The sequence below is a fragment of the Micromonospora sp. NPDC049799 genome (assembly GCF_040656655.1).
GTDB lineage: Bacteria > Actinomycetota > Actinomycetes > Mycobacteriales > Micromonosporaceae > Micromonospora.
The window spans coordinates 1-12,806 of sequence record NZ_JBFAMU010000110.1; the positions used below are offsets into that span (position 1 = coordinate 1).

The 12,806-nt window shown below is 70.2% G+C and carries 14 protein-coding genes and 1 pseudogene; 13 read left to right on the forward strand and 2 right to left on the reverse strand.

Annotated elements, in window-relative coordinates:
- The 5 genes from AB0I76_RS11580 to AB0I76_RS11600 form a co-directional block, all read left to right on the forward strand.
- Positions 1-735, forward strand: a 735-nt coding sequence (locus tag AB0I76_RS11580; RefSeq protein WP_357033516.1) for a PEP-utilizing enzyme, incomplete at its 5' end; no start/stop codon positions are given.
- A gap of 8 nt (positions 736-743) precedes the next feature.
- On the forward strand, positions 744-1,397 hold the full coding sequence (locus AB0I76_RS11585; protein WP_357033519.1) for a hypothetical protein: 654 nt from the start codon (positions 744-746) through the stop codon (positions 1,395-1,397).
- A 13-nt stretch (positions 1,398-1,410) separates the two neighbouring features.
- A complete protein-coding gene (locus tag AB0I76_RS11590; RefSeq protein WP_357033522.1) occupies positions 1,411-2,016 on the forward strand; it encodes a TetR/AcrR family transcriptional regulator in 606 nt (201 codons plus the stop codon).
- A 34-nt stretch (positions 2,017-2,050) separates the two neighbouring features.
- The gene (locus AB0I76_RS11595) at positions 2,051-2,500 is read left to right on the forward strand and encodes a helix-turn-helix transcriptional regulator (RefSeq protein ID WP_357033525.1); all 450 of its coding nucleotides are present in this window, start codon (positions 2,051-2,053) and stop codon (positions 2,498-2,500) included.
- A gap of 160 nt (positions 2,501-2,660) precedes the next feature.
- Positions 2,661-5,048 (forward strand): excinuclease ABC subunit UvrA, encoded by a 2,388-nt coding sequence (locus AB0I76_RS11600; RefSeq protein WP_357033528.1) that lies wholly within the window; start codon positions 2,661-2,663, stop codon positions 5,046-5,048.
- A 72-nt stretch (positions 5,049-5,120) separates the two neighbouring features.
- On the opposite strand, the gene AB0I76_RS11605 is transcribed toward AB0I76_RS11600, so the two are convergent.
- Entirely contained in the window at positions 5,121-6,113 is a 993-nt protein-coding gene (locus AB0I76_RS11605) for a WYL domain-containing protein (RefSeq protein ID WP_357033532.1), read from the reverse strand.
- Between the two features lie 44 nt (positions 6,114-6,157).
- On the opposite strand from AB0I76_RS11605, the gene AB0I76_RS11610 reads away from it, so the two are divergent.
- The 3 genes from AB0I76_RS11610 to AB0I76_RS11620 all read left to right on the forward strand — a co-directional run bounded on the left by AB0I76_RS11610 (position 6,158) and on the right by AB0I76_RS11620 (position 7,364).
- Positions 6,158-6,637 (forward strand): hypothetical protein, encoded by a 480-nt coding sequence (locus tag AB0I76_RS11610; protein WP_357033535.1) that lies wholly within the window; start codon positions 6,158-6,160, stop codon positions 6,635-6,637.
- The gene (locus tag AB0I76_RS11615; RefSeq protein WP_357033538.1) at positions 6,637-7,113 is read left to right on the forward strand and encodes a hypothetical protein; all 477 of its coding nucleotides are present in this window, start codon (positions 6,637-6,639) and stop codon (positions 7,111-7,113) included. The genes AB0I76_RS11610 and AB0I76_RS11615 overlap by 1 nt, the downstream gene beginning before the upstream one ends.
- Positions 7,114-7,214: 101 nt before the next feature.
- Positions 7,215-7,364 (forward strand): hypothetical protein, encoded by a 150-nt coding sequence (locus tag AB0I76_RS11620; protein ID WP_357033541.1) that lies wholly within the window; start codon positions 7,215-7,217, stop codon positions 7,362-7,364.
- A gap of 48 nt (positions 7,365-7,412) precedes the next feature.
- On the opposite strand, the gene AB0I76_RS11625 is transcribed toward AB0I76_RS11620, so the two are convergent.
- Positions 7,413-8,174 (reverse strand): FadR/GntR family transcriptional regulator, encoded by a 762-nt coding sequence (locus tag AB0I76_RS11625; protein WP_357033544.1) that lies wholly within the window; start codon positions 8,172-8,174, stop codon positions 7,413-7,415.
- Positions 8,175-8,333: 159 nt separating this feature from the next.
- Here AB0I76_RS11625 and AB0I76_RS11630 point away from each other — a divergent pair, with 159 nt between their 5' ends.
- The 5 genes and pseudogenes from AB0I76_RS11630 to AB0I76_RS11650 form a co-directional block, all read left to right on the forward strand.
- Positions 8,334-9,620 (forward strand): sugar ABC transporter substrate-binding protein, encoded by a 1,287-nt coding sequence (locus AB0I76_RS11630; protein ID WP_357033546.1) that lies wholly within the window; start codon positions 8,334-8,336, stop codon positions 9,618-9,620.
- A 77-nt stretch (positions 9,621-9,697) separates the two neighbouring features.
- On the forward strand, positions 9,698-10,648 hold the full coding sequence (locus AB0I76_RS11635; protein WP_357033549.1) for a sugar ABC transporter permease: 951 nt from the start codon (positions 9,698-9,700) through the stop codon (positions 10,646-10,648).
- On the forward strand, positions 10,645-11,460 hold the full coding sequence (locus AB0I76_RS11640) for a carbohydrate ABC transporter permease (RefSeq protein ID WP_357033551.1): 816 nt from the start codon (positions 10,645-10,647) through the stop codon (positions 11,458-11,460). Before AB0I76_RS11635 ends, AB0I76_RS11640 begins: the two co-directional genes overlap by 4 nt.
- A gap of 7 nt (positions 11,461-11,467) precedes the next feature.
- Entirely contained in the window at positions 11,468-12,616 is a 1,149-nt protein-coding gene (gene dgoD / locus AB0I76_RS11645; RefSeq protein ID WP_357033553.1) for a galactonate dehydratase, read from the forward strand.
- A gap of 4 nt (positions 12,617-12,620) precedes the next feature.
- Positions 12,621-12,806 (forward strand): annotated as a pseudogene (locus AB0I76_RS11650) (aldolase); the annotation flags it as partial.

Genomic DNA, 12,806 nt, shown 5'->3' on the forward strand with positions numbered 1-12,806 from the left:
CGCGCCCGCCGCCGGCCCGTACGCGGCCGGCTGGCCGTGTTCCTCCTGCGCCGGGCACGCGAACTGGCCGGCCTCCGCGAGGCGGGCAAGTTCGCCGGCCTCTACCACCTGCGCGAGATGCGACGCCACCTGCTGCTCATCGGCGCCGACCTCACCGCCGCCGCCCTGCTGGAGCACCCCGACGACATCATGTTCCTCACCCTCGACGAGGTCCACGACGCCGTGCACCGGGGCAGCGACCAGCGCCCCACGGCTGCCGCCCGCAAGGTCGTCCACCACCGGGAGCTGCGCCGCAGGACGGTGCCCGTGGCCCTGCTCTCCGACGGCACCGACGTCGAGACCGTCCTGCCGGCCGCACCCGCCACCGACACCGCGCTGCGGGGCGTCGGCGCGGCCCCCGGCCGGGTCACCGGCCCCGCCCGGGTCGTCCACGACCCGGCCACCGCCCACCTCGAACCGGGTGACATCCTCGTCGCCGCCACCACCGACCCGGGCTGGACCCCGCTGTTCCTCACCGCCGCCGCGCTGGTCACCGACACCGGCGCCATCATGGCCCACGGACCCACCGTGGCACGCGAGTACGGCATCCCGGCCGTCATCTGCGTCCCCGACGCCACCCGCCGGATCACCACCGGACAGATCATCACGGTCGACGGCGCCACCGGGACCGTCACCCCGCACGAGGCCACCGCACCCGCCGTACCCGAGCCGACCCCGACGCCGAGCCGAGGATGAGGACGACCATGACCGACACGACGACCCGCTCGCCCGGCCGCGCCGGCCCACTCCTGCGCCGGGCCGTCGCCACCGAGGGCGCCATGTGGCGCAGCCTCTACCTCTGGGCGCGTCGCCGGCCGCCGGCGCTGGAACCGGGCGACGCGCCGTTCAGCTACCTCGGCGTCGTCAAGCCGATCCTCGGCGTCCTCATCGGACTGTCCGCCGTGGAGATCCCGATCTTCGACCTCATCGTCAGCAACGTCGTGCCCTGGCGCCCGGCCCGCTGGATCGTCGGTGTCCTCGGCGTCTGGGGCCTGCTCTGGATGGTCGGTCTCTTCGCGAGCATGACCATCCACCCCCACGTCGTCGGCCCGCGCGGCATCCGGACACGCCTGAACGCCGCGATCGACGTCACCGTGCCGTGGGACGACGTCGAGGCGGTGCACGCCCGCTACCGCTCGCTGCCGTCCGGCCGGTCTGTCCAGGTGGAGCGGGACGGCGACCGCCAGGTGCTGCAGTTCGTCGTCGCCAGCCAGACCAGCGTCGACATCCGGCTGCGCCGTCCGCTCACCCTCGACCTGCCCAAGGGCAGGACCGGGCCGGTCGACGAGGTGCGCCTCTACGCCGACGACCCCGACGGCTTCGTCCGCCGCGCTCGCCAGTTCACGACCTCGGTTTGAAAGCATCGCTGCCATGCCCAAGAAGGTGGACCGTCAGGAGCGACGAACGCTCATCGCCGACGCGCTGATGCGGGTCGCCGCACAGCAGGGCCTCGAAGCCGTCAGCCTCCGGCACGTGGCGGCAGCCGCCGGGGTCTCGGCGGGAATGGTGCAGCACTACTTCCGCACCAAGGACGAGATGATGGCGTTCGCGCTGTCGGTGGTCCGCGACCGCAGCCAGGCCCGTATCACCGAAGCCCTCGCCGCCCTGGGCGAGGATCCCCCGCCACGACTGCTGCTGCGGACGATCATCGCGACGCTGCTGCCGCTGGACGACCAGTCCCGTGACGACGGGCGGGTGGCGTTGGCGTTCCTCGCCTACACCGCCGTACGCCCCGAAGCCGCCTCCACGCTGCGCGACGACAACGCCCAGATGATCGGCTTCATCGCCGGACTCCTGCCCGGCCCGCACGCCGAGGACACCGCCGCCGGTCTGCTGGCGCTCATGGAAGGACTGGGCGTCCACCTCCTGGGCGGCCACTACCCACCCCAGCAGGCGCTACGCGTCCTGGACCAGCACCTCGACATGATCTTCCGCCAGGGCGACCAGGCCAGGGCGGCGCGCGACCCACGACGGTAGGCGATCCACGGCCCGATATGGCACGATCTCCCAGGTGACCAGCAGCTCAGCCGAGGCACACCACCTGCGCGACCTCGCGCGACTGCGCCGGGTCCGCGACCGGATCGACCGGGAGTACGCGCAGCCGCTGGACGTCGAGGCGCTCGCCCGCGGCGTGAACATGTCGGCCGGGCACCTCAGCCGCCAGTTCCGGCTGGCCTACGGCGAGTCGCCGTACGCGTACCTGATGACGCGGCGCATCGAGCGCGCCATGGCGCTGCTGCGTCGCGGTGACCTCAGCGTCACCGACGTCTGCTTCGCGGTCGGCTGCTCGTCGCTGGGCACCTTCAGCACCCGCTTCACCGAGCTGGTCGGTGTGCCCCCGAGCACCTATCGGACCTGGGGAGCACGCCCGACGGCGGACATGCCGGCGTGCATCGCCAAACAGGTGACCCGACCGATCAGAAATCGAGAAGCACGGGTGGCGGGGCCGCAGCTAGCCTGACCGCCATGGGACCGAGCGGCCGTGTGGCCGGGTTCGTCGCGCACACCGGCCTCGACCCGCGCGCTCGCCACGCCGTACCGCCGGGCCTTCTCCCGTCCCCGGCCCCGGGCCGACGGACACCGCGAACGCGGCTCCGCCCGACAGATGGAGACACATGAGCATGGCCACGAGGACCGACACCGGGTCGACCGAGCCGCACCGCGCCGACCGCCACGATCTGATCCGCGTGCAGGGCGCCCGCGAGAACAACCTCAAGGACGTTCACGTCGAGATCCCGAAGCGCCGCCTGACGGTGTTCACCGGCGTCTCCGGCTCGGGCAAGAGTTCCCTGGTGTTCGGCACGATCGCCGCGGAGTCGCAGCGGATGATCAACGAGACGTACAGCGCCTTCGTGCAGGGGTTCATGCCGAACCTGGCCCGGCCAGACGTCGACCTGCTCGACGGGCTGACCACCGCCATCATCGTCGACCAGGAGCGGATGGGCTCCAACCCCCGCTCCACCGTGGGCACCGCCACCGACGCCAACGCGATGCTGCGCATCCTGTTCAGCAGGCTCGGCACGCCGCACATCGGCCCGCCCAACGCGTACTCGTTCAACGTCCCCTCGGTGAAGGCCAGCGGTGCGATCACCGTCGAGCGCGGCGCCGGCAGGACGAAGACCGAGAAGGCGACCTTCAACCGGCTCGGCGGCATGTGTCCGCGCTGCGAGGGGATGGGCGCGGTCACCGACTTCGACCTCTCGGCCCTGTACGACGACTCCAAGTCGCTCGCCGAGGGCGCCCTCACCATCCCCGGCTACAGCATGGAGGGTTGGTTCGGTCGCATCTTCGCCGGCAGTGGCTACTTCGACATGGACAAGCCGATCGCCAAGTACACCAAGAAGGAACTGCACGACCTGCTCTACCGGGAGCCGACGAAAATCAAGGTCGACGGCATCAACCTGACCTACGAGGGCCTGATCCCCAAGATCCAGAAGTCGATGCTCGCCAAGGACGTCGACGCCATGCAGCCGCACATCCGCGCCTTCGTGGAGCGGGCGGTGACGTTCACGACCTGTCCCGAGTGCGACGGCACCCGCCTCACCGCCGAGGCCCGATCGTCGAAGATCAACGGGAAGAACATCGCCGACGTCTGCACCATGCAGATCAGCGACCTGGCCGACTGGGTCCGCAAGCTCGACGAGCCGTCGGTGGCCCCGCTGCTCACCGGTCTGCAACACCTCCTCGACTCGTTCACCGAGATCGGACTGGGCTACCTCTCGCTCGACCGGCCGTCGGGCACCCTGTCCGGCGGCGAGGCGCAGCGCACCAAGATGATCCGCCACCTCGGCTCCTCGCTCACCGACGTCACCTACGTCTTCGACGAACCCACCATCGGGCTGCACCCGCACGACATCCAGCGCATGAACGACCTGCTGCTGCGGCTGCGGGACAAGGGCAACACGGTTCTCGTCGTCGAACACAAGCCCGAGACGATCGCCATCGCCGACCACGTCGTCGACCTCGGCCCCGGCGCCGGCACGGCCGGCGGCACCGTCTGCTTCGAGGGCACCATCGAGGGGCTGCGGGCCAGCGGCACCCTCACCGGCCGCCACCTCGACGACCGGGCCACCCTCAAGCAGACCGTACGGAAGCCCACCGGCGCGCTGGAGATCCGCGGCGCGAACGCCCACAACCTGCGCGACGTCGACGTCGACATTCCCCTCGGGGTGCTCTGCGTGATCACCGGCGTGGCCGGCTCCGGCAAGAGCTCGCTGGTGCACGGTTCGATCCCCGCCGGTGCCGGCGTGGTGTCGATCGACCAGGGCGCGATCCGCGGCTCACGCCGGAGCAACCCGGCGACGTACACCGGACTCCTCGACCCGATCCGCAAGGCGTTCGCGAAGGCCAACGGCGTGAAGCCGGCGCTGTTCAGCGCCAACTCCGAGGGCGCCTGCCCCGCCTGCAACGGCGCCGGCGTCATCTACACCGACCTCGGGATGATGGCCAGCGTCGCCACCACCTGCGAGCAGTGCGAGGGCAAGCGGTTCCAGGCGTCCGTGCTGGACTACCACCTCGGTGGCCGGGACATCAGCGAGGTGCTCGCGATGTCGGTGACCGAGGCCGAGGAGTTCTTCGGCGCCGGCGAGGCGCGAATCCCCGCGGCCCACGCGATCCTGCACCGGCTCGCCGACGTCGGGCTCGGGTACCTCAGCCTCGGCCAGCCGCTCACCACCCTGTCCGGCGGCGAACGGCAGCGGCTCAAGCTGGCCACCCACATGTCCGAGAAGGGCGGCGTCTACGTCCTCGACGAGCCGACCACCGGCCTGCACCTCGCCGACGTCGAGCAGCTGCTCGGCCTGCTCGACCGGCTCGTCGACTCCGGCAAGTCGGTCATCGTCATCGAGCACCACCAGGCGGTCATGGCCCACGCCGACTGGATCATCGACCTCGGCCCCGGCGCCGGCCACGACGGCGGCCGGATCGTCTTCGAAGGCACACCCGCCGACCTCATCGCCGCCCGCTCCACCCTCACCGGCGAGCACCTCGCGGCCTACGTCGCACCCTGACCCCGGTCGTCGACGCCGGCCCACCGCACCGGTGGGCCGGCACCGACATGACGCCCGGGGGAGTACCCGCCGTCAGGTGGTGACCCCGGTCGGCGGCGCGTACAGGGCGGCCAGCTCGGCGGCGGTGGCGGCCAGCCGCTCGCGCAGCGCGGCGGGGGTCAGCACCTCCACGTCCGCGCCCAGCCGCAACAGGTCGCCATGGGCGTGCGTGAGCGACTCGATGGGGATCACCGCGGTCACCCACCCGGCCTCGTCCGGCGGCCCGGCGGTCCCGTCGACCGCGGCGGCCACCAGCTCGGTGGCGACCTCCCGAAGACGCTGCCGGCCTCGGGGCGACAGCCGAATCGTCGCGTCGTCGCGGTGCAGCCCGGCGCGGAACCGCACCACGTGCTCCCGCCACCAGGCCGGCAGGTCGAACGACGCCGGCCGGGCGAACTCCTCGTCCAGCGTGGCCAGCGACAGGATCTGGTTCACCCGGTAGGTGGCCGGAGCGTCCCGCCCGGGCCGGCCGGCCACCGCGTACCACCGGCCGCCCTTGAGGACCAGCCCGTACGGCTCCAGCGTCCGGTCGACCTCCCCACGCCAGCTGCGGTAGCGCACCCGCACCCGGCGCTGCCGCCAGACCGCCTCCGCCACCTCCGCGAGGTACGGCGAGGCGTCGCCGTCGGCGTACCAGCTCGGGGTGTCGAGATGGAAGCGCTGCTCAAGCCGCGCGGCACGGTCGGCTAACTCCGGTGGGAGCGCGGCACGCAGCTTGAGCTGAAGCGCGGCGACGACGGCCCCATAACCCAGCTCGGCGGCGGGCCCGGGCAGACCGGCCAGGAACAGCCGCTCGGCCTCCTCGGTGGTCAGCCCGGTCAACCGGGTACGCCAGCCCTCGACCAGGTGGTAGCCCCCGGCGTGCCCGGCCTCGCCGTAGAGCGGGACCCCGGCGGCGTGCAGCGCCTCGACGTCGCGGTAGACGGTGCGGGTGGACACCTCCAGCCGCTCGGCGAGCTGAACGGCCGTCATCCGCCCGTGGCTCTGCAGCAGCAGCAGGAGGGAGAGAAGTCGACTGGCCCGCACTCTGCTGACAGTAGCTGTCAGGGGAGTGGCCGTACCGTCCCGGCATGGCTTTCCGAGACAAGGAACTGCGGGTGCCGGAACCGGTCACCCTCGGCGGACGCAGAATCAAGCGGTACCACATCGACCAGCCGGAACGCCGGCTCGAACCCGAGGTGCAGCGGGCGGCGTACGACTTCCTGCCCGGCCTGCTCCCGCCCGCCGGCTCCGACGGCACCCCCGCCGGCAGCTGGGTGGTGCTGCACCGCGGGGCGGACACCGGGGCGTACCTGCTGGCGTACAGCTGGTTCTTCGACAACGTCGTCGAGGCGCGCATCGCCGTGGCCGGCCAGCCGGCGGTCGGCTCACCCGACGACGATCCCACGCACTTCACCGACATGCGCCGACCCGGGGTGGGCTGCGTCTGGGAACTCGGCGTGCTGGAACACGAACGCACCGCCTGGATCCGGCACGTCCTCACCCCCGACCGGCCCGACCTCGACGGCTGGCTCGCCGACACCCGCACCGAAGGACCGGTGGGACGCTGATGGGCGACTTCGACTTCCTGGTCGGCACCTGGCACGTGGCCAACCGACGGCTGGTGCGGCGACACGTCGGCAGCGACGAGTGGGACGAGTTCCCCGGTTCCACCGTGGCGCGGAGCTTCTTCGACGGCGCCGGCAGCTTCGACGAGATCACCTTCCCCACGAAGGGCTTCGCCGGGTCCACCGTACGGATCTTCGACCCGGCGAACGGAACCTGGTCGATCTACTGGATGAACAGCTTACGTGGGGTGCTGGAACTGCCCCCGGTGGTCGGTCGGTTCGTCGACGGCGTCGGCACCTTCCTCGCCGACGACGTCGACGAGGGCCGGCCGATCCGGTGCCGGTTCCTCTGGTCGGCGATCACGCCGACGTCCTGCCGCTGGGAACAGGCGTTCTCCACCGACGGGGGACACAGCTGGGAGACCAACTGGGTCATGGAGTTCACCCGGGCGGGGCGGGACTGTACAGATAACGGCTGATCGACCGATCAAGGGAGAGACGCCAGATGACGACCGGATGCTGGTCGATCGGGGCAGCGGCAATACCCGTAACGGCAGCCGGAGCAGGACTGTGCTGACCGATGTCGGGCCGGTCGAGGTGCGGATGCCGCGGGACGCCGGCCCGGCAGGACTGGGACAAGATCGCCAAGGCGCTCCGGCCGGTCTACACCGCGCCCACGGAGGACGCCGCGACCGAGCGGTTCCTCGAGTTCGACCCCGCACCGACCTGATCGGGTACTCGCGGACAAGGCCTACAGCTAGCGCGGTCGCGGATCGTGTCAGGCGCCGCCGGGTTCGCCGGTCTGCTCCCAGATCGAACTCATCTCGTCGAATGCCTGCTCCATGAGCTGCACCATGGCCTTCCGGGCGCGCTCGCCGTCGCGCCGCTGGATCGCCTGGGCCACCTCCGCGTGCAACTTGAGGGCCTGCTCGTGCGGATGGTGCGGCATGAGGTGGTGCTGGTGCCGGCCGGTGAGAACCTCCGCGACCAGGTCCTGCAGCCGGACGAACATCTCGTTGCCGGAGGCCACCAGCACCCGCCGGTGGAACTCTATGTCGAGCTGGAGGAAGCGCTCCTCGTCGCCGGCCTTGCCAGCGGCCCACATCTTCGCCGCGAGGCCGACGAGGTCGCTGGCCTCGTCGTGACCAACCCGCTCGGCGGCGAGCCATGCGGCGTGCGGCTCGACGGCCGTGCGCAGCTCGGTGATCGAGCGGAGCTGGACGATGCGGCCGGACGACGCGAGCCGCCAGCGGATCACCTGGGGATCGAACACGTTCCAGGCGTTCGGGGGGAGGATCATGACCCCGACACGGCGACGGGCCTCGATGAATCCGATCGAGGCGAGCACCCGCAGCACCTCGCGGACGACCGAGCGGGACACGGCGTAGCGCTCGACCAGGTCGTCGATATTGAGCACCGACCCCGGCGCCAGCTCGCCGCCGCAGATGGCCGTGCCGAGATGGTCGAGGACGCGTGCGTGCAGCCCTGCCTCGACAGGGGCGAGCTGGGCGCCGGCAAGCCCCGGAGAGGACTGTTTCACGCGGCGGATCATATCAGTTGGTTGCACCTCTTGTATAAGTCTGCTTTTTCGGCCTAACATCCCGAAGTTAAGCGGATGTAAACCGCGAGGTGGTGGCCCACCCGTCGGGGGGCGAGGGCGGCGGCCACGGCCTCGGCCTCGGCATAAGGAGAGATGGACGTGAGACGTCGATCAGTAATCGGGAGTTCCCTGGCGATGGTCGTCGCCCTCGGCCTGTCGGCCTGCGGTGGCGGCGACGACGCGGGCAGCTCGAACACTGTGCGCGTGACGCTGGTCAACCATGTGTGGACGGAGAACATCAAGAAGGCCCTGCCGGAGTTCGAGAAGCAGTCGGGCCTGAAGGTGGAGGTCACCCAGCTCGGCGAGGACCAGCTCTCCGACCAGTACAACGTCAAGCTCAACGCCGGGTCCACCGATCTCGACGTGATGATGTACCGGCCGCTGCAGGAGGGGAAGCTGTTCGCCAAGAACAAGTACCTCGCCGACCTGAGCGACAAGACCAAGTCGGACAACGCCTTCGAGTTCGCCGACTTCCAGCCCGCACCCGTGCAGGCCACCACGTACGAGGACAAGGTGGTCGGCGTGCCGATCATCACCGAGCAGGAGGTCCTCTACTACCGCAAGGACCTGTTGGAGAAGTCCGGCTTCACCGCCCCGCCAAAGACCCTCGACGAGCTCAAGGCGCAGGCGGCGAAGGTCGAGGCCGACAACCCGGGCGTGGCGGGCTTCGTGTCCCGCACCGGCAAGGCCGCCGCGGTCACGCAGTTCTCCAGCTTCCTCTACAGCTTCGGCGGCGACTTCGTCGACGCCAGCGGCAAGGCGTCGGTCAACACCGAGCAGGCCAAGCAGGCGTACGCCTACTACGGCGGGCTGCTGCGTGAGCACGGCCCGGAGAACATCAGCACCGACATGAGCTGGTCCGAGGCGATGGCGATCTTCACGCAGGGCAAGGCGGCGTTCTACACCGAGGCCAACTCGCTCTACAAGAACGCCACCGACCCGACCAAGTCCAAGGTCTCCGAGACCGTCGGGTTCGCGGCCTTCCCGGCCGGCCCGGCCGGCTCGAAGCCGTACAACATCCCCTCCTGGGCGCTCGGCGTCAACGAGGCGTCCAAGAACCAGGACAACGCCTGGAAGTTCATCCAGTGGGCGGCCGGCAAGGAGCAGGCGCTGGCGCAGCAGAAGGCCGGCGTCCCCGGTGCCCGCACCTCGGTCTGGGAGAACCCGGAGGGCGCGGCGACCTACCCGAAGGACCTCGCCGAGGCCACCACGGTCAGCACCGCCAACGGCGTGGGTCACGACCGTCCGCTGGTCGAGAAGGTCGCCCAGGCGCGGGAGATCGTCGGTCAGCCGATCGTCGATGCGATCACCGGCAAGGACGCGGCCGCCTCGGCGGACGCGGCGAACGAGGCGTTCCAGAAGTTCCTCGACGACGAGGCGAAGTAGCCCGAAGCGCGGGTGGCGGAGCCGACCGGCTCCGCCACCCGCGCCGGGACGCTGGCCCTGACCCACCCGGAGACCTCATGTCAGCCGTCACCACACCAGTCAAAAGATCGCCCGAGGCGCGTCCGGCGTCCCCGCAGACCTCGGCCTGGTCGCGCTGGGCCAACGAGCACCGCAAGTGGCTCTTCGCGGCGCCCGCCATGTTGTTCGTCGCCGTGCTGATCGTCTTCCCGGTGGCGTGGACCGGGTACCTCAGCCTGACCGACGCCGAGGGATCGGTGCGGGCCGAGAGCGAGTTCATCGGCTTCCAGAACTACCTCGACGTGCTCGGTGACACCGACCGTTTCTGGCCGGCGGTGTGGCGTACCGCCCTCTTCACCGGGGTCGTGCTCTTCTTCGAGGTCGTCCTCGGCATGGCCATCGCGCTGCTGCTGTGGCGGCCGTTCCGTGGGGAGAAGTGGGTCCGGGTCGCGATCCTCCTGCCGCTGGTGGCCACCCCGGTCGCGGTCGGCATGATGTGGCGGCTGATCTTCGACCCCAACATCGGGATGGCGAACCAGGTGCTCGGCTGGGTCGGCATCGACCCCCAGCCCTGGCTCTCCGGGCAGAACTCGGCCCTGCCGACGACGATGTTCATCGACATCTGGCAGTGGACGCCGATGGTCGTGCTCATCCTGCTCGCCGGCCTGACATCGCTGTCCGACGAGCCGCAGGAGGCGGCGCTGATCGACGGTGCCAGCACCTGGCAGCGGTTCCGGCACGTCACCCTGCCGCTGCTGATGCCCACCGTGATCGTCGCGATCCTGCTGCGCGGCATCGACGCCCTGAAGACGTTCGACATCCTCTACGCCACCAAGGGGCGCGGCGGCGGGTCGTTCCACGAGGTGGAGACCCTCAACGTGTACGCCTACGGGCTCAGTTTCGACTACAACGACTACGGCGTCTCATCGACCGTCCTCATCATCTTCTTCCTGATCATCATCGGGGTGATGTGGGCCCTGACCTACCGCAAGAAGGGGCTGGACCGATGAAGCTGCGCAGGCCGTACAAAACCTTCCGGACGGTGGCCCTCGTCCTCGTGGTGCTGTCGCTGATGGCGCCGCTGATCTGGATGATCGCCGCGTCGTTCAAGACCAACGTCGACATCTACGACACCGACAAGGCGTTCGCCTTCACCCCGACGCTGGACAACTACACCAACGTGCTCCAGCAGGCGAACTACGTCCAGTTCATCGGCAACAGCCTCTGGGTGGCGCTCGCCGCCACCGTGCTGTCGCTCCTGCTCGGGGTGCCCGCCGCGTACTCGATGAGCCGCTTCAACATGAAGAAGTCCGCGCTGGTCGTGCTCATGGCGCGGGTCATCCCCGGCGTCTCGCTGCTGGTGCCCTGGTACTACGTCTTCTCGAACCTGCAGATGGTCGGCGGATTTACCGTGCTGATCCTCAGCCACATGTTCGTGTCGCTGCCGCTGATCGTCTACATCATGATGGGCTACTTCGACGGCCTGCCGACCGAACTCGAGGAGGCGGCGCTGGTCGACGGGCTGACCCACATCGGCGCGTTCCGGCGGATCACCCTGCCGCTGTCGGTGCCGGGCATCGCCACCGCCGGCATCCTGTCATTCATCTTCTCCTGGAACAACTTCATGTTCGCCCTCGTGCTCTCCGGGGCCGACACCAAGACGCTCCCGGTGGCGATCTTCGACTTCGTCGGCTACGCCAGCATCGACTGGGGCGGCCTGATGGCGGCGGCCACCGTGGTCACCCTGCCGATCATGCTGATCGCCCTGTTCGTGCAGAAGTACGTCGTCTCCGGCCTCACCGCCGGCGCCACGAAGGGCTGAGGACACCATGACCACGATCGCACGGGTGGAGACCTTCCTCGTCGCGCCGCGTTGGCTGTTCGTCCGGGTCGAGACGTCCTCCGGGATCGTCGGCTGGGGCGAGGCAACCTGCGAGGGCCGGTCCGAGACCGTCCGCACCGCCGTCGAGCAGCTCAGCGAGCTGCTGATCGGCAAAGACGCGCTGCGGATCGAGGACCACTGGCAGGTCATGACCAAGGGCTCGTTCTACCGGGGCGGGCCGATCCTGGCCAGCGCCGTCGCCGGACTCGACCAGGCGCTCTGGGACATCGCCGGCAAGCACTTCGGCGCGCCGGTGCACCAGCTGCTCGGCGGCCCGGTCCGCGACCGGATCCGGGTCTACGGCTGGGTCGGCGGCGACGAGCCCGGCGAGGTCCGCGACCAGATCAGCGCCGCCGTCGCCACGGGCCTGACCGCGGTGAAGATGAACGCCTCCGGCCGGATGAGCGCGGTCGCGTCCGTCGCCGAACTCGACGGCGTGGTCCAGCGGGTGGCCGCCGCCCGCGAGGTGCTCGGCGACGAGCGGGACGTGGCGGTCGACTTCCACGGCCGGCTCACCCTCGCCACCGCCCGCCGGCTCGCCCCGCTGCTCGAGCCGTTCCGGCCGTTCTTCCTCGAGGAACCGGTGGTGCCGGAGAACTCGCACCTGATCGGCGAGTTCGTCCGCTCCACCACCACGCCGGTGTCCACGGGGGAGCGGCTCTACAACCGGCAGGAGTTCCTGCCGGTGCTCCAGGCCGGCATCGCGGTCGCCCAGCCGGACCTCTCGCACGCCGGCGGCATCACCGAGGTCCGCAAGATCGCCGCGCTGGCCGAGGTGTACGACGCGCAGCTCGCCCCGCACTGCCCGCTCGGGCCGATCGCCCTCGCCGCCTGCCTCCAGGTCGGCTTCGCCACGCCCAACTACCTGATCCAGGAACAGAGCATCGGCATCCACTACAACCTCGGCGCCGAGGTGCTCGACTACTGCCTCGACAAGACCCCGCTGACGTTTGTCGACGGGTACGTCGAGCGGCTCACAGCACCCGGACTCGGCATCGAGATCGACGAACACGCCGTACGGACGGCCGACAAGCGCGGGCACGCGTGGCGCAGCCCCACCTGGCGGCACCGCGACGGCTCCTACGCGGAATGGTGATCTCTTGACCGTCAACCTCACCGCCGAACTCACCGACGCCCGCATCCTCGCGGTCATCCGCGGCACCGACGCCGCCGGCGCCGTCGCCGCCGGCACCGCCCTGCTGGAAGAGGGCGTACGCATCGTCGAGGTGGCCCTCACCACGCCGAACGCCGCGCGGGCGATCGAGGCGCTGCGCGCGGCGGCCCCC